The sequence below is a fragment of the Bradyrhizobium sp. CIAT3101 genome (genome assembly GCF_029714945.1).
Classification (GTDB): Bacteria; Pseudomonadota; Alphaproteobacteria; order Rhizobiales; family Xanthobacteraceae; genus Bradyrhizobium.
The window spans coordinates 668,013-691,973 of sequence record NZ_CP121634.1 but is presented as its reverse complement, the minus strand read 5'-3'; the positions used below and the strand labels follow the sequence as shown (position 1 = coordinate 691,973).

Genomic DNA, 23,961 nt, shown 5'->3' with positions numbered 1-23,961 from the left:
TCGCTGGAAAACCGCTCTGGCTCAGAACTCCAGCGGCGCGTTGTCGACGACCTCCTTCATCACGAAGAAGGTGCGGGTCTGGCGGACGCCGGGGAGCGCGATGAGCTGCTCGCCATGGATGCGGTTGAAATCCTCCATGTCGCCGACGCGGATTTTCAGGAAATAGTCGAAGTCGCCGGCGACGAGGTGGCAGTCGAGCACGAATTTCAGTTTTGCGATCGCCTGCTCGAAGATCGCAAAGCTCTCCGGGGTCGAGCGATCGAGCACGACGCCGACCATCACCAGCGTGCCCTTGGCCACCTTCTTCGGCGCCACCATGGCCCGGACGGTGGCGATAAAGCCGTCCTCGAACAGGCGCTGGGTGCGGCGATGGCAGGTGGCGGGGCTGATCGCGACTGATACGGCCAGCTCGGCATTGCTGAGCCGGCCGTTATTCTGCAGCAATCTCAACATCTTGAGGTCGATGCGGTCGAGTCGGGCGGACATGGAAGAAGCTTCCGTTATTTAATCTATCTTCGGAAGAAATCTTAGCTATTGGCCTGACTTTCGCAAGATCACGCGCAAGATGGGCGCAAAATTCGAAAGCACCTTTTTGCAGTGCAATGCTAGCCACATCCAAGACCAACGCCAATCGGGATGAACCAATGAACCTCGACAAATTTCCGCGTTATCCGCTGACCTTCGGCCCGACGCCCATCGAGAAGCTGGAGCGGCTGTCCAAACATCTCGGCGGCAATGTCGAGATCTACGCCAAGCGCGAGGACTGCAATTCCGGCCTCGCCTATGGCGGCAACAAGCTGCGCAAGCTCGAATACATCATTCCCGACGCGATCGCGTCGAACGCCGATACGCTGGTCTCGATCGGCGGCGTGCAGTCGAACCACACCCGCATGATCGCCGCCGTCGCCGCCAAGATCGGTATGAAGTGCCGCCTGGTGCAGGAAGCCTGGGTACCGCACGAGGACGCCGTCTATGACCGCGTCGGCAACATCATGCTCTCGCGCATCATGGGCGCCGACGTGCGTCTGGTCGACGACGGTTTCGACATCGGCATCCGCAAGAGCTGGGAGCAGGCTATCGAGGAAGTGAAGGCTGCCGGCGGCAAGCCCTACGCGATCCCGGCCGGCGCCTCCGTGCACAAATTCGGCGGGCTCGGCTATGTCGGCTTCGCCGAGGAAGTGCGCAAGCAGGAGAAAGAGCTCGGCTTCAAGTTCGACTACATCATCGTCTGCACCGTGACCGGCTCCACCCATGCCGGCATGCTGGTCGGCTTCGCGGCGGACGGCCGTGCGCGAAAAGTGATCGGCATCGATGGCTCCTTCACGCCGGCGCAGACGAAGGCGCAGGTGCTCTCGATCGCTCAGAACACCGCAAAGCTCGTCGAACTCGGCCAGGACATCGTTGCAGACGACGTCGTGCTGATCGAGGATTACGCCTATCCCGCCTATGGCGTTCCGTCGGAGGAGACCAAGGAGGCGATCCGCCTCACCGCACGGCTCGAGGCGATGATCACCGACCCCGTCTATGAAGGCAAATCGATGCAGGGCCTGATCGACCTGACCAAGAAGGGCCATTTCGAGAAGGGCGCGAAGATTCTCTACGCCCATCTCGGCGGCGCACCGGCGCTGAACGGCTACGGCTACGCGTTCCGGAACGGCTGAGGTTGCCCGGCTCTCGCCTCCTCACCTGCTGTCGTCCCGGCGAAGGCCGGCAACTGTTATGTCGGCCCGGTCTGAAGGTAGGGCTTCCTGTCGCGCATCATGGCGTTGAGGACGGTTAGGAGCTTCCTGGCGACGGCAATGAGAGCGAGCTTGGCTGGTTTGCCGGCCTGTCGCAGTCGTGCGTAGAAGGCCTTGAACGGATCGGCCCGGCGAACCGCGTTGAGGGCAGCCATGTAGAGGGCGTCACGAACGCGCTTTCGACCGCCGGCGATCTTGCGTTTGCCACGGAAGACGCCGCTGTCGACGTTGAAGGGGGCAAGGCCCGCGAGTGCCGCGATCTGTTTTGCACCAACACGTCCGAGTTCCGGCATCTTCGAGATGAGCTGCATGCAAGCCACGGGACCCACACCCGGAAGCGAGCGGATCAACTTTGCATCGTCCGCGATCTCCGGCTCGGCCTTGGTCAGCGCCTTGATGTCGGCTTCGATCTCGGCAACTTCGCCGTCGAGAACCTCGATAAGGCGGCTGATCCGTTCGGCCATGGCGCGGTCGTCAGCCTCGCTGCGCCGGTTCTTCTCCTGCGCGCGCATGAGAACCAGCTGATCCCGCCGTTTTGCAAGCCTCGACAAGGCGTTGCGGGCGGGATTGGCGGCCTGCTCGGTTGCCGGCTGCATGACCCGGCCAAAAGCCGCCAGCATCCGTGCATCGATCGGGTCGGTTTTGGCAAGTTGGCCGCTGGCCCGCGCAAAATCGCGAGCTCGAGCCGGATTGATCCGGGCGAAGCGGACACCGGCCTGGCCCAGGGCCTCGCGAAGCGCAAGGTCATAGGTACCCGTGGCCTCGAAGACGATCAGCGCATCGCATCGCCAACGCGCCACCTGCTGTGTGATGGCCTGTGCCGCGTTGGCGATACGCCTGGGCACACCGTCAGCTTCATCAAAGATATCGAGATGCTTTTTGGAGACGTCGATTCCGACGTAACGAAGAGGTATGATCACGGTGCCTGTCCCTGTGATGCGAGGTCTGTTGCCGCAGCCTCGTGCAACTGTTCAGGTTGGTAATGGAACGGGCGGGAGGCCGAGCCGGCTCACGGCGTCAAGCGCCAAGGACCCAACGGCTTCCCGCCCAACCCATCCTGACAGACTTCAAAGACACAGGGACCCATAACCCCAGGGAGGCGTTTGGCGAAGAACGTCGTTCCGCGCGGCTCAAGATAGATCACGCGGTATGGGTCCCGGATCTGCGCTTCGCTTGTCCGGGACGACAGCGGAAATAACGGTCACGACCTACCGCGTCTTGACGATCTGCAGCAGTTCGTCGCCATAATGCTCGAGCTTCTTGTCGCCGATGCCGGGGACGTTGCGGAGCTCGTCGAGCGTGGTCGGCCAGGCCCGGACGATGCCGTCGATGGTGGCATCGTGCAGCACAACATAGGCCGGCACGCCGCGCTCGCGCGCCACATCGGAACGCCAGGAGCGCAACCGCGCGCGCAATTCGGGATCGACGTCGCCCTGCGGCGCGCTGGCCGCCGGCGCGAGGTCGCCGCGGCGGGATTTTGCGCGGCTTGACCGAACCCGGGTGCCGGGCGCTTCCTCGCGCAGCCACACCTCTGTCTCCCCGCGCAACACGCCGCGCGCGGTCTCGGTCAGCTTCAGCGCGCCAAAGGCTTCGCTGTCGCTCTGCAGATGACCCATGGCCACCAGCTGCCGCAGCACGGTGCGCCATTGCTTCTCGTTGAGCTCGCGCCCGATGCCGAACACCGACAGCTTGTCGTGGCCGAACTGCATCACCTTTTCGGTCAAACGTCCGATCAGCACGTCGATCAGGTGCATCGCGCCGAAGCGTTGTCCGGTGCGGTAGGCGCAGGACAAGAGCTTTTGCGCCAACACCTTGCCGTCACGCATTTTCGGCGGCGTCAGGCAGTTGTCGCAATTGCCGCAGCTTTCGCCGTGCACGACCTCGCCGAAATAGGCGAGCAGGCGCCGGCGCCGGCACTGCGCGGTCTCGGCGAGCCCGACCAGCGCATCGAGCTTGCCGATCGACACGCGCTTGAAGTCATCGGAGCCAGTGGACTCGTCGATCATGCGGCGCTGCTGCACGATGTCCGAGAGCCCGTAGGCCATCCACGCCGCCGACGGTTTGCCGTCGCGCCCCGCGCGCCCGGTTTCCTGGTAATAGGCCTCGATGCTCTTGGGCAGATCGAGATGGGCGACGAAGCGCACGTCGGGCTTGTCGATACCCATGCCGAAGGCGATGGTCGCAACGATGACGATGCCGTCCTCGTTGAGGAAGCGGTCCTGGTTGCGCGAGCGCACCTGACTGTCGAGCCCGGCGTGATAGGGCAGCGCCGCAATGCCGGCCTCGGCGAGTGCGCCAGCAACCTCCTCGACGCGGTTGCGGGACAGGCAATAGACCACGCCGGCGTCTCCGGCATGGCGATCCCGAATAAACTCCTTCAGCTGTGACACCGCATTGCGCTTGTCGACGATCTCGTAGCGGATGTTGGGCCGGTCGAAGCTCGAGACGAATTGCGGGCTATCCGTCAGCTGGAGCCGCTGGACGATCTCTTTCCGCGTCAATTCGTCGGCGGTCGCGGTCAGCGCGATGCGCGGCACATCGGGGAAACGCTCGGCGATGACGGAGAGACCGACATATTCGGGCCGGAAGTCATGCCCCCATTGCGAGACGCAATGCGCCTCGTCGATTGCGAACAACGCCACTTTGGCTTGCGCCAGCATCGACAGGCAACGCGGCGTCACCAGGCGTTCCGGCGCGACATAGAGCAGGTCGAGATCGCCCGCGATCAGGCGCCGCTCGATCTCGGAGGCCTCCTGCAAGGTCAGCGACGAGTTCAGCGCAGCAGCATTGACGCCGGCCTCGATCAGGCCCGCAACCTGGTCGCGCATCAGCGCGATCAGCGGCGAGACAACGATGCCGCAGCCCTCACGCAACAGTGACGGCAATTGATAGCACATCGACTTGCCGCCGCCGGTCGGCATCAGCACCAGGCAATTACCGCCGTCGGTGACGTGCCGGATGATTTCGCCTTGCGCGCCTCGGAACCCCGGCAGGCCGAACACCGAATGCAGCACCGACAGCGCATCGCGGCCATCGGCCGGCGCTGGCAGCGGAGCGGTGGAAGGGACGGGCATGGGGCGTGTCGAGGGTTTGCGAGATTCGGCACACCGGCAGTCGCATGACGGCGCCGGTGTTGCAAGACGATTTGCGGGGGCTTGCACCGTTGCTTCTTCTCCCTCTCCCCGTTCTTACGGGGAGAGGGTTGGGGTGAGGGGCATCTATCCGCAGATGAGATGGTGGTGAGACCTGTACCCCCTCACCCGGATCGCAACTGCGATCCGACCTCTCCCCGCAAGCGGGGAGAGGTGAAAACTACGCCCCTATCCTGCGCAAGGCCTCGGCGACCGTCACGATCGGCATGTCGCGCTTGTCCGCGGCCGTCAGCGCGTGGCGCATCAGGGCCGGTGTGCAGCCATAAGGGCTTGGCGCATCGACGACGTCGTGACCGTAGAAGATCAGCCAGCCGCCGCTCGCGACCGCCTCGTCGAAGTAGCGATCCACGCCCGCCGCATCGATCTCGCAATTGACCAGCGGCGAAGCGCGCAGGAATTGGAGATCGATGACATCGCTGTTGACGCCGGGAAGGATGCCACGCGCCGAGCGAAAAATTTTGGCGAGCTGCGGTTTCCGCCAGACCGAAGCGAGGCCATAGGGATAGGCAAAATTCTCGAGCTTGATCGAGGAGTCGATACCGCGGAAATGACTGCGGTTCCGCTCGATCTCGCGCGCCATCGCGCTCTCGTCGAGATCGACGGCGCGCGAGTGCGAGAACGTGTGGCAGGCGATCTCGTGGCCGCCGCGATGCAGACGAATGATCGCGTCGTTCGACAGGCCGTGCCAGTGGTCCCCGGGCTGATCGATCAGGCTGCCGGCGAGGTAGAACGTGCCGCGCCCGCCATGCGCTTCCAATAGCGCGGCGCCCTCGTCCGCGGCGCTGTCGGGGGCGTCATCGAAGGTGAAGCTCACCATCGGCGCGTGCGCCGGCAAGCGGTGCGGCGCGGCGCGGAAATGCCGGGCTAGCCGATTGCTCAAGCGTCCGTTGAGGGCCGACAGCACGGGTGCATTCCCTGTGATTCTATATGTCTCGACTGAAACATTTACGCGCGGCTCGAGGCAAGCTTAACGCTCGGGTAATCCTAACGCGGAACCCACAGCCCTGGGTTAACGCGCCGGCAGCGGAGCTTCAGTGTCCGCATCGAGATATTGCAGCCAATTGCGGAAAAGCGCCGCCGCGGCGCTGCCGGCCGCAATATCGGGGCGCAAAGTCAGCGCCGGCAATTCATTGGTCAGTGCCGGATGCCGCTGATGCCTGGCCCGCTTTTCGAAGCGAACCAGCTTTTCCTCCGTCGCTGCGTCAAAATAGCTCACGGGGAGCGCCGGATAGGCCTCCCGCTCGCGCGCGAGGAAGCGGCCGATGTCGCGCAGATATTCGCGCTGGAGCGACAGTGCGTCATATTCGGGATGGCCCTGGAAGAACACGAAGCGGCTGGCGTATTGCCGAACGAAGACGTCGACGCCAGCCCGGGCCGACCTGGTCAGCACCTGATAGCCGGCCTGCGTGAGATCTCCCTCAGTGACTTCATTGAGGCGGGAATGCGAGACCTTGAGCGGCGCCGGCGCACCGCGCGTGAGCGGATCGCCAGTCACGGTCTCGCAGTCGAAGATGCCATGGCATTTGGACGGCAGCCGCTGTCGTTCGATGCGATCGAGATGCAGCACAGCCGCATGTGCGGCAAGGCATGACCAGATCGTCGAGCGGGTATTGATCCTCGCCCAGTCGATCAGCTCGGTGAGGTCGCGCCAGTACGGCTCCTGATCGAGCTCGGGCGCGACCGGTTCGGCGCCGGTCACGATCAGCCCGTCGAACCTCTGACGCTTGAGATCGGAGAGATCGGAATATTCGCTCTCGACATGCCACTTCGCTTCCGGCGAACGCTTCACCGACGGCAACGAGAAGCAATGAAAGCGGATGCGGCGCGGCCCTGCGGCAGCCTGCAGCAGCTTCATGAACTGCCGCTCTGTCGCCTTCAGTGCCGTATCAGGCATATTGTTGATCAGCCCGATGTTGAGCTCGGCACCGGCGTGATCGCGCGCGAAGTCACCTTCGGCCGGTACCAGCGCCGGGCTTACAATACCTTGATCCCTGTCGATCAAGATGCTCATCGGCGCGATTGCCTACTCCGCGGCCTGAAGACGCGCGGCCGGACAGGCCTTTTCCAGCGCCTGGTCGATATCCTCGATGATATCGGCGGCATGCTCGATGCCGATCGAGAGGCGGATCGTTTCCGGTAGCACGCCGGCCGAGCGCTGCTGCTCCGGCGACATTTGCCGGTGCGTGGTCGAAGCCGGATGGCAGGCCAGCGACTTGGCATCGCCGATATTGACGAGGCGCGTGATCAGCTTCAATGCATCATAAAAGGTCTTGCCGGCCTCCATGCCGCCCTTGATGCCGAAGGTGAACAGCGAAGAGGCGTTGCCGTCGAGATACTTCTGGACCAGCGGATAATAGGGGCTGTCCGGGAAACCAGTGTAGTTGACCCAGGCGACACGCGGATCGTTGCGCAGGAATTCGGCGACCTTGCGAGCGTTCTCGCAATGGCGCTCCATGCGCAGCGCCACCGTCTCGATGCCCTGGAGCAGCAGGAACGCGTTGAACGGCGACAGCACCGAACCCATGGTACGCTGATAGACGCTGCGTGCGCGCTCGATATAGGCGGTCTTGCCGAAGCGCTCGGCATAGACGAGGCCGTGATAGGAGGCGTCCGGCTTGTTGTAGGCCGGGAAACGGTCGGCGTGCTTGGCCCAGGGGAAATTTCCGGAATCGACGATGGCGCCGCCGAGCGTGGTGCCGTGGCCGCCCAGAAACTTGGTCAGCGAATGCACGGCGATATCGGCGCCGTAGTCGAACGGCTTGAGCAGGATCGGCGTGGCGACGGTGTTGTCGACGATCAGCGGCACGCCATGAGCATGCGCGATTTTCGCCAGCGCCTCGATGTCGCAGACATTGCCGGCGGGGTTGCCGATCGTCTCGGCGAAGATGGCGCGGGTGTTCTCGTCGATCAGCTTCGCGATCGCGTCCGGCTTGTCGCTCTCGGCGAAGCGGCCGGTGATGCCCTGTCGCGGCAGAATGTGTGAGAGCAGCGTATGGGTGGTGCCGTAGAGCTGCGGCACGGACACGATGTTGCCGCCGTGGTCGGCGACGTTGACGAAGGCGAAATGCAGCGCAGCCTGGCCGGTCGCGACCGCGAGCGCGCCGACGCCGCCTTCGAGCTGGGCGATGCGCTTCTCCAGCACGGCGCTGGTCGGATTGGCGATGCGGCTGTAGCGGAAACCTTCAGCTTCGAGATTGAAGAGGGCCGCGCCGTGGTCGGCGCTGTCGAAAGCGTACGCCGCGGTCTGGTAGATCGGCACGGCAACCGCGTGCGTGGTGGCCTCGGGCTCGTAGCCGGCGTGAATAGCAATCGTCTCGTTGCGCATCGTACCACCTCCGCGTGGGACGCGGGCCGCACTTATTGGCCTGTATGAGGCATGTGCGTTGTCCGCCGTCCCTCTGTTAGAGGCGGGTGGTAAAGCGGACAATAATTCGCTTAGAGATCGAGGAAGTAACCCTAATGGTTGTTGGTGAATTGGCTAAAATTTGAGTCAATTTGGATTAACTACTTCGCCGGCGTCACCCCAAACCCCGCGCGCGGAAAATGGACGACGATGTCGCCCGCGATATCGTCGTGGCGGCGGATGGCGATGCTCTGGGCTGACAGCGAAACGATCCGTCCGCGCACGGCGATCCTGCCGTAATCGTCGGGCCTGACGTCGACGAGATCACCGACCTTGCGGCCGTTCGGATCGTGTGGGTCGTTGGCCTCTCCTGTCTGCGGCGTCGCTGCCCGACCGATCCTGAGCGCCTCTGCGGTCGACATCTCGGTTCGCGTGCCATGACCGATCGCGCGGATGCGCTCTTCCCAGGCGCGCACCTTGGGAAATTCAGCCAGCAGCTGATCGGCGACCGGCAGGTTGGAGCGGACGTACCAGACATTCATGTAAGCATTGATGTCGACGAGGTCAGCCGCGGCGCCGCCGAGCCACGGGTGACCTCCGGCAAGCTGCGTCTCGATCCAGCCGACGTGAGCGCGGTACTGGTCGCGCATCTGCGGGATCGCCGCCGTCATCGCCGCAATGTCGAACTTCGCACCGCGCAGCTTCTCGCGATCCTCGATGAAGCTCTGCGGCACCTTGTCGGCGAGCGAACCGAACACGAGGTTCACCGTATTCTGAAAGAACGACTTGTCGGTCCACATCGCGCTGGCCCAGGCGAGCCCCTCGCCTCGATCAGGAAACAGGGTCGGCGCGGGAAAACGGTGCTCGAGCTCGCGGATGATGCGCTGGGTGTCGCAATAGATGTCCGCGCCGATCTGCATCACCGGCGTACGCCTGTAACCACCGGTGAGCGGCATCAGATCCGGACGCGGCATGATCCTGGAGATGCGGACCGAGGTCCAGGCGATGTTCTTCAGACCGAAGATGAGGCGGATCTTCTCGGAGAATGGCGACTCGTCGAAGTGATGCAGGATGATCGGAAGAGTCTCCGGCATGTCGCCTCCCTACTGAAGGTTGATGCGCGCTGCTACGGCGCGGTGTCCGTGCATGTTGGGAGCAAACGCCGACGTGCGTCAAGCGCGCACACCGGAGTACTACGGGATTGATGGAGCGCGACGCGCAGAAGCAGCTATTTTTTTCGGAGTTTTCGTTCGGTCGGCGACACGATCAGCAATATCCCGACACGCGTTTGTGGAACCGGGTCAACCCTTGCGTAAGTTCCACAATGCTAGCGTCCACGCACTGTTGTTCGCGTAAGGATATGCTTGCTTGTACCTTGCTACCCGTAATGCTCATCGCCTGCTCTCGTCCTTTGCTTCAGATCGCCGTGGCAATATCGCCGTCATCTTCGCGCTCTCGCTGCTGCCGATACTGTCCTTCATCGGCGCCGCCATCGATTATTCCATGGCCACGCGGGCCAAAACGAAGCTGACGTCCGCGCTCGACACCGCCGTGCTGGTCGCCACCGCCAAGACCGAAATCACCAAGAGCGCCTCGACCGCGCAGAGCGATGCGCAGAACGCCTTCACCGGACAGCTGGCCGCGCTCAGCATGACCTCGACCTCCGTGAACATCACCGTGACCGACAGCGTCACCACCCGAACGGCGTCGGGGACGGCGACCGCGACAGTGACCACCTATTTCATGGGGATGTTCGGCTACAAGACCCTCGGAGTCTCGGCGTCCTCGAGCGCTGCGGCCTCGCTGCCGGCCTACATCGACTTCTACGTGCTGCTCGACAATTCCCCATCGCAGGGACTGGGCGCGACCACGGCCGACATGACGGCCTTGCAGAACGCGACCTCCGACAGCTGCGCCTTCGCCTGTCACGACACCTACACGTCGAGCTCGAAGAAGACGCTTCAAACCAACAGCTACTATTCGATCGCGAAGAAGCTCGGCATCAAGATGCGGATCGACCTGGTGCGCGACGCAACGCAGTCGCTCACCGACACCGCCACCGCGAGCCAGCTCGTCAGCAACCAGTACCGGATGGCGGTCTACACCATGGGCAGCGATTGCGCCGCATTGGGCCTGACGACGATCTCGGCGCTCTCCTCGAGCATGTCCTCGGTCAAGACGGCGGTGGCCGGCGTCGACCTGATGACGATCCCCTACACCAACTACAACAACGACATGTGCACCGATTTCGACGGCACCATGACGTCGATGAACACCACGATCCCGACGCCGGGCGACGGCTCGTCCTCCTCGCCACAGAAATGGCTGTTCTTCGTCTCCGACGGGGTCGCCGACTACTATTATCCGTCGAGCTGCAGTCAGACCGTGATCACCTCGTCGGGGCGATGCCAGGAGCCGCTGACGACGACGATCTGCAACACCATCAAGGCGCGCGGCGTCAAGATCGCGGTGCTCTATACCACCTACCTCGCGATCACCAACAACAGCTGGTACAACACCTATATCGCACCGTTCCGCAGCTCGATTGCGACCAAGATGCAGGCCTGCGCGACGACCGGCTATTACTACGAGGTCTCGAGCGACTCCAACATCACCACGGCGCTGAATGCACTGTTCCAGAAGGCGATCGCGGCCTCCCATCTGACCAACTGATCTCGGCGGACGCATCGAGGCTTCGCGCGTGTTGCGCGAAGCCCCGACTGCGAGACAACAGCAAGTTCAGGCCATGCTCTCCCAGAGCCGGTGGGTCAATACGCCGGCGCGCTTCTCGATCGCGGCGGCGGCGTCCAGCGCCAGATCCTCGCGATAGCGGCCCGCGATGAGCTGCACGCCGATCGGCTTGCCGTCGTGCACGGCCACCGGCACCACGGCGCCGGGCAGCCCCAGCACGTTGATCGCAGAGATGAAGCGGATCTCGCCCCAGAAGATCTCTTGCACGCGTTCGGCGCTGACGGTGTCGTCCCGCGGCCCCGGCGTCGGCTTCACCGTGGTCGGCGCCAGCACCACCGGATACACCTCGAAGAACAATTGCCACGCACGGATATGGCCGTTGCGGGCGGCCGTCGCCTGCATCCAGGCCTTGAGATCGAGCGTGCTCGCCTTGGTCTTCATGCCGCCCCACGCCTTGTGAAAGTCTTCCGACGTGACCTTCAGCATGCCGGCCTCCTGCATCACCACCGTCTCGTTGGTGATGATGTCGCACCAGGTCTGCCAGACGCCGTTGATATCGGGCACCTCGACTTCGCTGACGCGATAGCCGGAGCGCTCCAAATGATCGGCGGCCTGGCGAAGCGCCGCGCTGACCGCCGGATCGACCGCCATGTCGTCCGGGATCTTGGCCAGCGCAACCTTGAGCGGCCCCTTCGGCTTCGGCCCGGTCAGCGGCGCCGGCACCCACCAGGGATCGCGCGGATCGCGCTGGCTCATCACCTCCAGCGCAAGACGGACGTCGCCGACGTGGCGGGCGAGTGGCCCCTGCGCCGACATCAGATGCGCGAGCATCGGCCGCTCGGCCGTCGCGCTGGCGTTGAAGGCGGGAATCCGCCCCTGCGTCGGCTTGATGGTGGCGACGCCATTGCAATGCGCCGGCCAGCGCAGCGAGCCGCCGATGTCGTTGCCATGCGCGATGGTGCCGATGCCGGCGGCGACCGCCGACCCCGCGCCGCCCGAGGAGCCGCCGCAGGTGATGTTCGGATCCCAGGGATTGAGCGTCAATCCGTGCAGCGGATTGTCGGTGAAGCCGCGGAACGAAAATTCCGGCGTGTTGGTGAGGCCGATGACGATCGCGCCGGCCTTCTTCAAGTTGCGCACCACGGGAGAATCCGACGGCGCGACGAGATTCTTGTTGGCGGGAACGCCGTTGAAATTGGGCCGGCCTTCGTAGTCGACATTCTCCTTGATGGTGACGGGCACGCCGTGCAGGAGGCCAAGCTCGCTGCCCTTGGCACGCTGCTTGTCGGCCGCATGCGCGGCCTTCAGCGCGTCCTCGCCGAGATCGACGACGACCGCGTTCAGCCGGGGATTGACCGCATGCATGCGCTCCAGATGCGCCTCGACGGTTTCCACCGCCGAGATCGCGCCGGAGCGGATCGCCGCCGCGGTCTCCACGGCCGACCATTGCCAGGCCGGCCCCTTGGGGCGGCGCGCAGCCGACTTGACTGCTGTCTTGAGGGTCTTCTTGGCCGGTTTCGCGACAGCGCCCTTGCGGACGGTGGCCTTCTTGTTCGAGGTCTTCGCTGCTTTCTTTGAGGTGCTTTTCTTCTTGGTCGCCGTCTTCTTCGCCACGTCGCATCTCCTGAAATTGCGGCGCGGAGGTTACGGAGCGCGTTGCGGCCTGTACAGCGGCGTTTCTGCATGGCGCATTGGCGGCAGCCGCCAATGCGACGAATTGTCAGAGATCGATGGACTCACACAAGCGGCGGATTCAGTCGCGCAAAGCCCTCCTGGACGCGATAGGGATAATAGGGATAGGGCGGCATCACCGCGCTGACCTCGTCGAGGCGCTTGAGCTGATCCGCGCTCAGCGACCAGCCGACCGCGCCGAGATTGTCGCGCAGCTGCGCCTCGTCGCGGGCGCCGATGATTACGGACGATACCGTCGGGCGCGACAACAGCCAGGCGATAGCGACCTGCGGCACGGTGCGATCCGTCTCGTCCGCAATCGCGTCGAGCACGTCGACGATGGCATAGAGCCGCTGCTCGTCCACCGGCGGACCGAACTGCGCGGTGGCGTGCAGCCGACTACCTTGCGGAAGCGGCTGGCCACGACGGATCTTGCCGGTGAGCCGACCCCAGCCGAGCGGGCTCCAGATCAGCGCGCCGACGCCCTGATCGGCTGCGAGCGGCATCAGCTCCCACTCATAGTCGCGGCCGAGCAGCGAGTAATAGACCTGATGCGCGACATAGCGCGGCCAGCCGCGACGATCGGCGATGGCGAGCGACTTCATCAATTGCCAGCCGGCGAAGTTTGAGACGCCGACATAGCGCAGCTTGCCGCCACGCACGAGCGTATCGAGCGTGGACAGCACCTCCTCGATCGGCGTGAAGGCGTCGAAAGCGTGGAGCTGGAGCAGGTCGATATAATCCGTGCCGAGGCGCCGCAGTGCCGCCTCGACCGAGGCCAGCAGGCGATGCCGCGACGAGCCGGCGTCGAGCGGACCATCGCCCATCGGCAGGCTCATCTTGGTCGAGACCAGCACCTTGTCGCGCCGCCCCTTGATCGCGACGCCGAGAATCTCCTCGGAGGCGCCGTTCGAATAGACATCGGCGCTGTCGAACAGATTGACGCCGGCCTCGAGGCAGATGTCGACCAGCCGGCGCGCCTCGTCGGTGCCACTGCGGCCCCAGGCCGAGAACAGCGGGCCCTGGCCGCCAAAGGTGCCGGTCCCGAAGCTGAGAACGGGCACTTTAAGTCCGGAAGCGCCGAGATTGCGGTATTGCATGTGCGTCTCCCCCTATTCCGCCGGGCAGGCCGCGACGGCGACCTGCCTGCGATCGAGTTGAAGGCTCCACAGCGCCAGCAAGAGTCCGATCGCGGTGATGCCCGCCGCAACCAGCGGCAGCACGGAAAGGCCGAGCCCGCGATCGATGGCGACGCCGCCGGCCCAGGCACCGAGCGCATTGCCGAGATTGAACGCGGCGATGTTGAGGCTCGAAGCCAACGTGCGGCCACGCGGACCGGCCGCTTCCAGCACGCGAAGCTGCAACGGCGCGACCGTTGCAAACGCCGCGACACCAAGCAGCAGGATCAGCGCAATGGTGGGGATCTTGACCGACAGTACGGCGGAGAGACCGAGCAACACGATCGCGAGCGCAGCGAGCGTGCCGATCAGTGCACGCACGAGCCCACGATCGGCGAGCTTGCCGCCGGCAACATTGCCGACCGCAAGCCCGACACCGAACACCAGCAGGATCGGGGACACGGCGGCCTCCGAAAAGCCGGTAAAGCGCGTCAGGATCGGCTGGATGTAAGTGAAGACGACGAACAGGCCGGCAAAGCCGAACACGGTCATGGCCAGGCCGAGCAGCACCTGTCCGCGTCCGAGCACGGCAATCTCTTCCGCCAGCGAGATCGGCTTGTCGCCGTTGCCGACATGGCCGGGCACCAGCGCCGCAACCACCGCAAAGGCGATCACGCCGATCACCGTCACCGCCCAGAACGCCGCGCGCCAGCCGAGCATCAGGCCGAACCAGGCACCGAAGGGCACCCCCAGCAGGGTCGCGACCGTGAGGCCGATGAACATCGTGGCAATGGCGGACGCCCGCTTGTCCTCGGCAACGAGGCCGGTCGCCACCACCGAGCCGACACCGAAGAAGGTGCCGTGGGCCAGCGAGGTCAGCACCCGCGCGGCCATCAGCAATTCATAGTTCGGCGCGAGCGCACAGGCGGCATTGCCGAGCGTGAAGATCGCCATCAGCGCCAGCAGCACGGTCTTTCGCGGCAACCGGCGGGTGGCGAGCGTCAGCACCGGCGCGCCGACGAACACGCCGAGCGCATAGCCGGAGATCAGCAGGCCCGCGACCGGCACGGAGACATGCATGTCGGCAGCGACCTGAAGCAGCAGGCCCATGATGATGAATTCGGTGGTGCCGATGCCGAAGGCACCGGCGGTGAGCGCGAGGACGGCGGGAGGCATGCGTGGCTCCAATGGATGAAGACGAACCACGCAGATAGCCGCGCCGCGGTAAAACCATTAGGATGTCCACAATCCAATCATTTATGACGTGAATTCAACATGGCCCGTTTCGACACCAACCGCTCCGCCGAGATGGAGGTTTTCGTTCGCGTCGTCGACCTCGGCGGCTTCACCCAGGCCGCCCGGAAGCTGCGCCTGACGCCTTCGGGCGTCAGCAAGCTGATCTCGCGGCTGGAGACGCGGCTGGGCTCGCGGCTGATCAACCGCACCACGCGCAAGCTGACGCTGACGGAGGAAGGCCAGGCCTTCTACCAGCGCTCGTTGCGCATCCTCGGCGAGATGGAGGAAGCCGAGCGCGAGGCCGCCTCCGGCGCCGCGCCACGCGGCCGCCTCACAGTCAACAGCAACATTCCCTTCGGCATGCTGCATCTGATGCCGCTGATCCCCCGCTTTCTCGCGGAGCATCCCGAGATCACGCTCGATCTCGTGCTGACCGACACGCTGATCGATCTGATGCAGGAGCGAGCCGATGTCGCCATCCGCGTCGGTCCGCTGAAGGCTTCACGCCTGATTGCGCGCAAGCTCGGCACCAGCCGCATGGTGGTCGTCGGCGCACCGGATTATCTGGCGCGCGCGGGCATACCGAAGACGCCGTCGGATCTCGCCGAGCACCGCGGCATCGGCTGGACCTTTCCGCGCATCCGCGGCGGCTGGCCGTTCAGGCGCGGTGACCGCACCGAGGAAGCCGTGCCGCCACCCGCCGCGCGCGCCAGCGACGGCGAGATCGCCCGCCGCCTGGCGCTCGGCGGCGTCGGACTCGCTCGCCTCGCCCTCTTCCACATCGGCCCCGACATCGAAGCCGGCCGCCTCGTGCCGGTGCTGCAAAGCTACAATCCCGGCGACCGCGAAGACATTCACGCGGTCTATGTCGGCCACGCCGCTCCGCTTCCCGCCCGCGTGCGCGCCTTCATCGATTTTTTGGCGGAGCACGTGCGCGTGAGTGACCCAGCGTTAAAGCGTGCGCAGGATGGGAAGTGGAAGTTGGCGCAATGAGGCGAATGGCGAAGCGTGTGTCAGTCAATCGCATTGCCTACATTTGCGTCACAACGCGGAAGCCCAGAAATTGTCGCACGTGAAGCGACCTGTGTGATGACATGAATGCGACCGTTAGCTTCGCGGCTCTCGCATATGTGGGATTTCTTTCGGAAGCTTGACAGACACTCCGAGCCCATGCACCTTCAAGTTGAAATGCCGTCACACGATTTTGCTTAGTTTGATTTTCCAAACGCGAATCGTGGAGCATTGAAATGACGGCTGTTCCTCCCGCCAGTGGCACGACCATCCACAACGGCGACACGATGGATGTCACCGGGGGCGTTTCCGTCGATAGCACGACGATCGAAACTGGCGGCTTGCAGACGGTCGGTGGATCTTCCTCGACAAGCACGGCAACCCACACTGTCATCAATGGCGGAGAGCAGGACGTCATCCTGGATGGCGTCGCCAGTTATACGACCATCAACTCAGGTGGCATCCAGCGCGTCACCGGCGAATTTGTCCATGAAGGCCCAACACCCGGCGCCGTTGATCACACCACGATCAATAGCGGCGGCGAGCAGGACATCGATACGGGTACCGCAACGGCGACGACGGTCAATTCCGGCGGCGTCCAGAATGTGACGAATGGCGGCAGCGCCAGCGGCACCATCGTCAATTCCGGCGGCAGACTCAACGTTTCGGGTGAAACCGTAGAGACGGCACCCGTGTATCCGCCGCCGGTCATCCAAAGCGTGGCGACCGGCGCCACCATCAACTACGGGGGTGAATTCGACGTCACCGGCGGCGGGACGTCGGTGAATGCGACCGTCAATGGCGGCGCCATGACGGTCTCGGGATGGATACCCGATCCGTTCGCAGGCTTCCCCGGCCAGCCGGTTGTCGACGCCAGCATGGCGACCGGCACCACCGTCGAAGGTTTTGGAACCTTGACGGTATCGAACGGCGCGCTGGTGTCCGGGACAATCGTCCAGAACTACGGCACGCTGAATGTGGGTGCAGGTGGCACGGCGACCGGCACGACAATCAGCAACGCAACGATGCAACTGTCGGCCGGCGCGACGGCGACCAACACGACCGTCAATCAATACGGCGTTCTCATCGTCCTTGGTAATGCCAGCTTTTCGGGGACAGTCTTCAACGCCGGCAGCGCTCTCGGGATCGGCGACGGTACGGTTGAAAACGGATTTACCGTTGCGAAGAGCGTGACGCTGCAGGTTCTGGACGGCGGCGTCCTCGAGAACAGCATTGTCTCCGCAGGAGCAACGCTCATCCTCGAGGCCGGCGCGACGCTGTCCAATACGACCGTCCAGAATGGCGCAACGCTTATTGCCGATTATGGCTACACGGAAGACGGCTTCACCGTATCGAACGGCACGTTGTTCAAGGTGTTCGGCGCAGCCACGAACACGACGATATTGGCGGGTGGCAAGCAAGTCCTGGGCAACTACGATTTGGAAGCCACCGCCAGCCACACGATCATCAATGGCGGCGAACAGGATGTCGGGCTTGCGTCCGCTGCGAGCTATACCACCATCAACATGGGCGGCATTCAGCATGTCGCCGGCCTGTATATGCATGATGCGCCGGGTCCAGGACGGGCGGATCACACCACTGTCAATAATGGCGGCGAGCAGGACGTCGACACCGGCTACGCGACGTCGACCACCGTCAATGCCGGCGGTGTCCAGAATCTCACCAATGGTGGCTTTGCCAGCGGCACCATCATCAACTCGGGCGGCGTCGTCAATGCTTCGGGCGAGACGGTCTATTATCCCCCGGGAGGCCCGTACGGCATCGTCATCAGAAGCGAGGTCGATTCGGCTGTTGTCGGCAGCGGCGCCCAATTGCACCTGTCCGGGGGAGCGATCGCCAAGAACGCCACCATCAACGGTGGCGTGATGACGGTTTCGGGATCCATTGCGGACCCCACGAATGACCCAAGCGCACCTGCGCTCGACGCCAGCGCTGCGAGCGGAACAATCCTGAATTCAGGAAGCCTCTCCGTCTCCAACAGCGGCATCGTCACCTCCACGACTCTGAACGGCGGCACGCTTGATGTGCTCGATCAGGGCACCGCGAACGCATCGACGATTCATCTTGGCGCCACAGAACTCGTCGAAGCGGGCGGCATTGTCGGCGCGACCACGATCGCCGGCGGCGTGCTTGACCTCAAGGCGGGCGCGGTGTCCGACGACGCGATCAGCTTTTCCGGCCAGGGCACACTGAAGATCGAGCAGAAGCTGGTTTCGGGCGCATCGACCTTTGCAAGCCAGATCAAGGGCATCTCGCTCGGCGATCGGATCGACCTGTCCGGGCTGTCCTATGCCGCCGGCGCAACGGCGACTGTGTCCGGCTCGAAGCTCACGGTCAGCAACGGTACGGCCAGCGAGACTTTCACATTGGCGGATACCTCGGTCGCGCAGTTCGGCATCACGAAGGACAGCAACGGCGGCATTCTGCTGACGGCCGCGGCCCTGCCCGCCATCGCGGGTGCCATATCGGGACAAACGACCGGCAACGAAGCTGCGATCAATCCATTCGCGACCGTCAGCATCACGGATCCCAACGCCGGGGCAACGGACAGCCTCATCATCACGCTCGCGGGCGCGGCCGGCATCCTGTCGGGGACAGGATTGATCTCGCTTGGAAACGGGATCTACGAACTTGCTGCGACCAGCGCCGACAAGCTGACCGCCGAGTTGCACGGCCTCAGCTTTGTGGCCTCGCCGCATGGCGACGGCAGCGCAACGACGACGTTCACCCTGAGCGACACAAGCAGCGTGGGCCTGACCGTCAGCGACGCCCACACGACCGTCATCGACACGCATCAGGCCGGTCCCACGATCATCGACGGCCCGACATCCGGCTATGCCACCATTCAGGGCACGACGGGCAACGACATCATCCATGCCTATGGCATGTTCAATGTCATCCACAGCAATGGCGGGAACGACACGATCTACGCCGGGCTCTACGGGACGGTTGACGTGTCGAGCGGCGACAGCACCGTCTATCTGGAGGGATTCGGCAACCTCGTCACCGGCGGCGACGGCAACATCTCGGTGAAGGGCTCGACGGGCGCCACCATGATGACGCTCGGCAATGGCAACGACACCATCGACGCAGGCGGATTCGGAAACTTCATCACGCTGGGCAACGGCAACAATGTCGTCCATCCGGGTGACGGAGCGAGCACGATAAAGGCCGGCAACGGCGACAACCAGGTGACGCTGTCCGGATTTGGCAACACCGTCATGCTCGGAAATGGCAACGATCTCGTCACGGGCGGAGGCGGCGCCAACAGCGTCACGCTCGGCGATGGCAACAACACCGTGAAGCTCGACGGCATGGTCAACCAGATCACCGTCGGTTCGGGAACAAACACGATCATGGCCGGCAACGGAGCAGACAGCGTCGTTGCCGGCGCGGGCCACGACGCAATCACACTCGGTGGGGTCGGCAATCACGTGGTGCTCAACGGATCCACGGCAACCGTGACAAACCAGATTGGCCTGGACGTCGTGACGGCCAATGGCGGATCAGACCAGTTCAACTTTGTCGGGTTCGGCAATCAGGCGATCATCAATGGCGCGGCCCATGTCAACATCAGCGATCAGAGCTCGGGCCTGACCGTCTTCATCAACTCCAGCAATCAGATCGACACGATTTCCGGATTTGGCAACGACCCGCTCGGCGTCATCGATCTTGCAAACGGCATCGGCAATTACCACTCCGCCGCCGACATCATGAGCGCGCTGAAGAGCGATGGACACGGCGGGACCCTGCTTGCCCTGGGCAGCGCTCCTAACGCGGGGTCTGTCGATTTCGTCGACACCGCGATCAGCCAATTGCACGCATCGAGCTTTGTGATCGTGTAGGGCTGATCTGACGATGGTCAGGGGCGGCGTTTGGCTCGGCCGCCTCACCCTCGTCCACATCGGTCCCGACATCGAATCCGGCGACCTTGTGCCGGGCGGGACAGCTACATTCTCGGAAGGCCGTCTTTGAGGCATTCCCACAACTCTTCGGCAACCGGTCCATGAGGCCGATCGATACGCCGCATTGCCGCCAGAGTTTCGGTGCGCCCGGGGATATAGCGCCCCTGCATATTGATCAGTTTGCCCGTGCGAAGTTCGTTCTCGACCATGAATTCCGGCAGATGGCCCCAAGCCATCCGATGCAGAATCAACTCCTTCTTCATCGTGTGGTCGGGCACGGAGCAGTGCGGCGCGCCGTCGATCAGAAAGTGATCCTCGGGAGTGGTGTCGCGTGCCGTGTCACGGATCACGCACTGCGTAACGAGCTGCAATTGCCGAGGTGTTATTTCGGCGCCTGCCTCGGCGGCCAGGAAGCCCGGCGCGGCGACCGGCAGCAGCCGGATCTCGCGAAACCTGATCTGCTCCAGATCGTAGCGGGAGTCGTCGACGCGGTGGAAAATCAAATCCGCGGAGCCATCAGCCAGTCGCTCGAAGGGTCCGCTCACTGCTTCATAATCGAGGTGCAAGCGCGTGCGCGGCCTCCCCGCGAAGAACGCCGAGAGCGTACCGAGGACCGCAGGCCGGTCGCATAGATCGCCGAGGACGACCCGCAGCACCGGCTCTTCGCCAGTCGCCAGCTGCCGCGCGTAACCATCGAGATTATCGATGTCGCGCAACGATGTCGCAGCGCGGGCATGAAACATCCGTCCGACCTCGGTCAGCTCGACGCGATAGCCACTCCGATCGAGCAGCGTCAGGCCAAGGCGTTGCTCCAGCCGCGTCACGGCCGCGAAGACCGACGGGTGCGTCCGATGAAGTGCATTCGCCGCGGCCTGAAAACTTCCCAGACGTGCCACCGCATCGAAGCAGCGCAGGTCGTGCAACTTGAATGAAGCCGGATTGTTCGTTTCTTCGACAGACATTGGTCAAACATAGTAATTCTCCGCCTCCGGCGCGAGCGCTAGATCGGTTGAACACTCGCGCACGGAGATACTGAATGAGCGACATCAGCCACGTCACTGCCGGAGACGGCTGCCGGATCGCCTACCAATTCGATAGCCGAGGCGACAACCCGGTGCTGATCCTCTCGAACTCGATCGCAACCGACCACCGCATGTGGGACCGGCAGATCGCAGAGCTCTCGAAGTCCTTTCGCGTGCTGCGATACGACACACGGGGGCATGGCAGCTCGGATGCTCCCCAAGGCCCCTATTCGCTCGACCGCCTCGGACGCGACGTCATCGAGCTGATGGATGCGCTCGGGATCGCGCGTGCGCATTTCTGCGGCCTCTCGCTCGGCGGTTTTGTTGGCCAATGGCTGGGTTTTCGCGCGCCCGAGCGGATCGACCGGCTCATTCTTTCGAATACGTCACCCTATCTCGGCCCGTCTCCGCAGTGGGATGACCTCATCAAGCGCGTCCTTCGCGAACGGAATATGTCGGCCATGGCCGACATGTTCATCGGGAACTGGTTTCCGCCACAGATGATCCGAGATGAATCGGCGACGGTCGATGCCTTTCGCAACATGATCCTCGCGACAGCGCCCGACGGGCTTGCCGGATGCTTCGCCGTCGTACGCGACGCCGATCTCCGGCGCACCAACACGCTGATCAGGGCACCGACACTGGTGATCGGAGGCATCGACGACACCGTCACCCTGGCAAGCCACAGCGAGGCGATCGCCAGCGCCATTCAGGAATCGCAACTTGTCCTGCTGCCCGGCGTCCATATGCTCAATATCGAGCGGCAGGCTTCCTTTCTCGAAGCCGTGCTGGAATTCCTGCGAGAGGACTAGGGTGCGCGCGTACCGGACCAGGAAGGTTGTGGGGTCGCCGGCCAAATGGCGGAGAGAGTGGGATTCGAACCCACGGTACGGTTTCCCGCACACACGCTTTCCAAGCGTGCGCCTTAAGCCACTCGGCCATCTCTCCGGAGCGCCTTCTCTTGAAGGGGCGCCGGTGATTTTGCAAGGGATCGCGGGTAAATCGGGTGAATTTTCCGCAACATATTGTATTTGCTTAGGAATATCTCGCGACAGGAGACCGCCCGGAACCCGCCTGAGGCTGAACCCGTCGCGGGTTTGGCGCGACGATTCACCTGAGGACGCCAAACACGACCGGGGACGCCATGACCATCTGCAAAACCATCGCCGCGCTGAGCCTGATTTTGGCCCTTGGCGCCGCCTTTACCGCGCCGGCCAACGCACAGGCCTGCACCCGGCAGGGCGTCGATGTGACCTGCGACGACGGGCGGCGCGGGGTGCTTTCGGGCGATGCCATCCTCTGGCCGGACGGGACCCGCTCCAGCTCGACCCCGCACCAGAGCGTGATCATCGGCAACAAGAGCTCGGTGCATGTCGGGCCCGGCGTATTCGTCGGCCAGGGCAAGGGCATGGTGCCAATGGACGACCCGAACGCGCCGAACAAGCGGCAATGCGCGATTCTGGATGGCGTGTCGTATTGCTATTGAGGCTTTCCCTCTCCCCGTTGAAGCGGAGAGAGGGAAAGAGAACTAGATCAGCCGCACACCCGAGATCGCCGACTTCAGCCAGCGCAGCGCCTGCGGCGGCTGCACCGCGAGCGGGGCGGCCGCGATCTTCTCGGGGCGGCAACTCTCGAGCTCGGCGACGAAATCCGACGACCATTGCTGGATGGTGTGGCCGCGCAGCGTCTTCATCATCGCCTCCCAGCGCATCTTGCGCTCGGTGAGCGGCATCGCGGCGGCGACCGCGATGGCGCGGGCCATGCCGTCGATGTCATGCGGGTTGACCAGCAGAGCAGTCTCGAGCTCGTTGGCCGCACCGGCGAACTTCGACAGCACGAGCACGCCGGGATCGGCCGGGTTTTGCGCGGCGATATATTCCTTGGCGACGAGGTTCATGCCGTCATGAAGCGGCGTCACGACGCCGATCTGCGCGGTGCGATAGAGGCCCGCCAGCACGGCCTGGCTGAAACCCTTGTTGAGATAGCGGATCGGCGTCCAGTCGACCTCGCCATGCCGGCCGTTGACGTCGGTGACGAGGCGGGCGACTTCGTTCTGGAGATTGCCATAGGCTTCGATCGCGCCGCGTGAAGGGTTGGCGATCTGCAGCAGCGAGATGCTGCGCGCAAACTGCGGCTGATCGGTCCAGAGCCGGTCGAACGCGCTGATGCGGTTGACGAGTCCCTTGGAATAATCGAGCCGGTCGACGCCGATCGCAAGCCGCTCGCCGTTGAGACTGCGACGCAGCCGCGACACGTCGGGATGCGAGGCCGACTTCGCGGCATAGGCTGCGAATTTCTCCGCGTCGATACCGATCGGAAACACTTCGCATCGCGTCCGTCCATGTTGCGACAGCACCACGCCGTCCTCGATGGTGAGATCGAGCTCGCCGCCGGCATAGCCGAGGAAATTCTGGCAATCCTCGTCGGTCTGGAAACCGAGCAGATCATAGGCCAGCATCGCGGTGATCAGCTCGCGATGATTGGGCACGCCCTGCATGACTGCAGCGACCGGCCACGGCGTGTGCAGGAAGAAGCCGATGGGATCGTCGACGCCGAGATCGCGCAGCTCCGCGCCGAGCGCGAGGAAATGATAATCCTGCACCCAGAACGCAGTTTTGGTTTTGCGGAAGCGCATCAGGGCGCGCGCCATGAACGCGTTGACCTCGCGATAGCTGACATAATCCTCGCGCGAGACGCGGATCAGGTCGCTGCGCGAATGCAGCGCCGGCCACAGCGCCGAATTGGCAAAACCTTCGTAATAGCCACCGTAATGCGCAGCCGGCAGGTCCAGCGTCGCAATCGCACCGGAACCCAGCGCCTCGATCTCGGCGAACGGTTCCTTCTGATGGCCGTCGCGCACGCGGCCGGAGGAACCCACCCAGATCGCACCTGAATGCTCCACGACGGGAAGCAATGCCGCTGCGAGGCCGCCCGTCATGGGCTCGTTGGGTTTACCGCGCGCAACTCGATTCGAAACGACGACTAAGTTCACAGGTCGTCCCCTCCTGTTCATTCCACCCGTTTAACTGCTGTTCATCAATATGGTTCCTGT

Annotated in this window: 18 protein-coding genes and 1 tRNA gene; 6 read left to right on the top strand and 13 right to left on the bottom strand. The window is 63.7% G+C overall.

Translation table 11 applies throughout. The features are described 5' to 3' along the window. Nucleotides 1-21: 21 nt before the first annotated feature. The gene (locus tag QA645_RS03080; RefSeq protein ID WP_283048127.1) at nt 22-486 is read right to left on the bottom strand and encodes an Lrp/AsnC ligand binding domain-containing protein; all 465 of its coding nucleotides are present in this window, start codon (nt 484-486) and stop codon (nt 22-24) included. Nucleotides 487-644: 158 nt separating this feature from the next. On the opposite strand from QA645_RS03080, the gene QA645_RS03075 reads away from it, so the two are divergent. Next, entirely contained in the window at nt 645-1,661 is a 1,017-nt protein-coding gene (locus QA645_RS03075; protein ID WP_283048125.1) for a 1-aminocyclopropane-1-carboxylate deaminase, read from the top strand. A 56-nt stretch (nt 1,662-1,717) separates the two neighbouring features. Here the strand turns inward: QA645_RS03075 and QA645_RS03070 are convergent, their stop codons facing one another. The 6 genes from QA645_RS03070 to QA645_RS03045 all read right to left on the bottom strand — a co-directional run bounded on the left by QA645_RS03070 (nt 1,718) and on the right by QA645_RS03045 (nt 9,328). Further along, nucleotides 1,718-2,659, bottom strand: coding sequence for an IS110 family transposase (locus tag QA645_RS03070; protein WP_283046012.1), 942 nt, complete (start codon nt 2,657-2,659; stop codon nt 1,718-1,720). A 288-nt stretch (nt 2,660-2,947) separates the two neighbouring features. Then, a complete protein-coding gene (recQ, locus tag QA645_RS03065; RefSeq protein ID WP_283048123.1) occupies nt 2,948-4,813 on the bottom strand; it encodes a DNA helicase RecQ in 1,866 nt (621 codons plus the stop codon). 238 nt (nt 4,814-5,051) lie between these two features. Beyond that, the gene (locus QA645_RS03060) at nt 5,052-5,795 is read right to left on the bottom strand and encodes a polysaccharide deacetylase family protein (RefSeq protein ID WP_283048121.1); all 744 of its coding nucleotides are present in this window, start codon (nt 5,793-5,795) and stop codon (nt 5,052-5,054) included. A 105-nt stretch (nt 5,796-5,900) separates the two neighbouring features. Beyond that, nucleotides 5,901-6,902: a homoserine O-succinyltransferase gene (locus QA645_RS03055; RefSeq protein ID WP_283048120.1), complete on the bottom strand. Its 1,002-nt coding sequence runs from the start codon at nt 6,900-6,902 to the stop codon at nt 5,901-5,903. A 12-nt stretch (nt 6,903-6,914) separates the two neighbouring features. Then, the gene (locus QA645_RS03050; protein WP_283048119.1) at nt 6,915-8,216 is read right to left on the bottom strand and encodes an O-acetylhomoserine aminocarboxypropyltransferase/cysteine synthase family protein; all 1,302 of its coding nucleotides are present in this window, start codon (nt 8,214-8,216) and stop codon (nt 6,915-6,917) included. Between the two features lie 179 nt (nt 8,217-8,395). Next, nucleotides 8,396-9,328, bottom strand: coding sequence for a glutathione S-transferase family protein (locus QA645_RS03045; RefSeq protein ID WP_283048117.1), 933 nt, complete (start codon nt 9,326-9,328; stop codon nt 8,396-8,398). 274 nt (nt 9,329-9,602) lie between these two features. Between QA645_RS03045 and QA645_RS03040 the strand changes: the two genes are divergently transcribed. Next, entirely contained in the window at nt 9,603-10,907 is a 1,305-nt protein-coding gene (locus QA645_RS03040) for a TadE/TadG family type IV pilus assembly protein (RefSeq protein WP_254127790.1), read from the top strand. Nucleotides 10,908-10,973: 66 nt separating this feature from the next. On the opposite strand, the gene QA645_RS03035 is transcribed toward QA645_RS03040, so the two are convergent. The 3 genes from QA645_RS03035 to QA645_RS03025 form a co-directional block, all read right to left on the bottom strand. Next, nucleotides 10,974-12,539, bottom strand: a complete 1,566-nt coding sequence (locus QA645_RS03035) for an amidase family protein (protein WP_283048116.1) — start codon at nt 12,537-12,539, stop codon at nt 10,974-10,976. Nucleotides 12,540-12,661: 122 nt separating this feature from the next. Further along, on the bottom strand, nt 12,662-13,696 hold the full coding sequence (locus QA645_RS03030; protein WP_283048114.1) for an aldo/keto reductase: 1,035 nt from the start codon (nt 13,694-13,696) through the stop codon (nt 12,662-12,664). 12 nt (nt 13,697-13,708) lie between these two features. Next, nucleotides 13,709-14,890 (bottom strand): MFS transporter, encoded by a 1,182-nt coding sequence (locus QA645_RS03025; protein ID WP_283048112.1) that lies wholly within the window; start codon nt 14,888-14,890, stop codon nt 13,709-13,711. A gap of 99 nt (nt 14,891-14,989) precedes the next feature. On the opposite strand from QA645_RS03025, the gene QA645_RS03020 reads away from it, so the two are divergent. Both QA645_RS03020 and QA645_RS03015 read left to right on the top strand, forming a co-directional pair. Further along, complete coding sequence (locus tag QA645_RS03020; RefSeq protein WP_283048110.1) at nt 14,990-15,943, top strand: LysR family transcriptional regulator; 954 nt, start codon at nt 14,990-14,992, stop codon at nt 15,941-15,943. 254 nt (nt 15,944-16,197) lie between these two features. Then, nucleotides 16,198-19,827, top strand: coding sequence for a hypothetical protein (locus QA645_RS03015; protein ID WP_283048108.1), 3,630 nt, complete (start codon nt 16,198-16,200; stop codon nt 19,825-19,827). 104 nt (nt 19,828-19,931) lie between these two features. Here the strand turns inward: QA645_RS03015 and QA645_RS03010 are convergent, their stop codons facing one another. Beyond that, a complete protein-coding gene (locus tag QA645_RS03010; RefSeq protein ID WP_283048107.1) occupies nt 19,932-20,849 on the bottom strand; it encodes a LysR family transcriptional regulator in 918 nt (305 codons plus the stop codon). Between the two features lie 74 nt (nt 20,850-20,923). On the opposite strand from QA645_RS03010, the gene QA645_RS03005 reads away from it, so the two are divergent. Then, nucleotides 20,924-21,721, top strand: coding sequence for an alpha/beta fold hydrolase (locus QA645_RS03005; RefSeq protein WP_283048105.1), 798 nt, complete (start codon nt 20,924-20,926; stop codon nt 21,719-21,721). Nucleotides 21,722-21,767: 46 nt separating this feature from the next. Here QA645_RS03005 and QA645_RS03000 read toward each other — a convergent pair. Further along, nucleotides 21,768-21,857, bottom strand: a tRNA-Ser gene (locus QA645_RS03000). A gap of 196 nt (nt 21,858-22,053) precedes the next feature. On the opposite strand from QA645_RS03000, the gene QA645_RS02995 reads away from it, so the two are divergent. After that, a complete protein-coding gene (locus QA645_RS02995; protein ID WP_254127782.1) occupies nt 22,054-22,395 on the top strand; it encodes a hypothetical protein in 342 nt (113 codons plus the stop codon). Between the two features lie 42 nt (nt 22,396-22,437). Here the strand turns inward: QA645_RS02995 and QA645_RS02990 are convergent, their stop codons facing one another. Beyond that, complete coding sequence (locus QA645_RS02990) at nt 22,438-23,901, bottom strand: trehalose-6-phosphate synthase (protein WP_283048102.1); 1,464 nt, start codon at nt 23,899-23,901, stop codon at nt 22,438-22,440. Nucleotides 23,902-23,961 lie beyond the last annotated feature (60 nt).

Coding starts and splice junctions, on each gene's coding strand:
- QA645_RS03080 (WP_283048127.1), bottom strand. CDS start 486: ATGTCCGCCCGACTCGACCGCATCGACCTCAAGATGTTGAGATTGCTG.
- QA645_RS03075 (WP_283048125.1), top strand. CDS start 645: ATGAACCTCGACAAATTTCCGCGTTATCCGCTGACCTTCGGCCCGACG.
- recQ (WP_283048123.1), bottom strand. CDS start 4,813: ATGCCCGTCCCTTCCACCGCTCCGCTGCCAGCGCCGGCCGATGGCCGC.
- QA645_RS03055 (WP_283048120.1), bottom strand. CDS start 6,902: ATGAGCATCTTGATCGACAGGGATCAAGGTATTGTAAGCCCGGCGCTG.
- QA645_RS03050 (WP_283048119.1), bottom strand. CDS start 8,216: ATGCGCAACGAGACGATTGCTATTCACGCCGGCTACGAGCCCGAGGCC.
- QA645_RS03045 (WP_283048117.1), bottom strand. CDS start 9,328: ATGCCGGAGACTCTTCCGATCATCCTGCATCACTTCGACGAGTCGCCA.
- QA645_RS03030 (WP_283048114.1), bottom strand. CDS start 13,696: ATGCAATACCGCAATCTCGGCGCTTCCGGACTTAAAGTGCCCGTTCTC.
- QA645_RS03025 (WP_283048112.1), bottom strand. CDS start 14,890: ATGCCTCCCGCCGTCCTCGCGCTCACCGCCGGTGCCTTCGGCATCGGC.
- QA645_RS03020 (WP_283048110.1), top strand. CDS start 14,990: ATGGCCCGTTTCGACACCAACCGCTCCGCCGAGATGGAGGTTTTCGTT.
- QA645_RS03015 (WP_283048108.1), top strand. CDS start 16,198: ATGACGGCTGTTCCTCCCGCCAGTGGCACGACCATCCACAACGGCGAC.
- QA645_RS03010 (WP_283048107.1), bottom strand. CDS start 20,849: ATGTCTGTCGAAGAAACGAACAATCCGGCTTCATTCAAGTTGCACGAC.
- QA645_RS03005 (WP_283048105.1), top strand. CDS start 20,924: ATGAGCGACATCAGCCACGTCACTGCCGGAGACGGCTGCCGGATCGCC.
- QA645_RS02995 (WP_254127782.1), top strand. CDS start 22,054: ATGACCATCTGCAAAACCATCGCCGCGCTGAGCCTGATTTTGGCCCTT.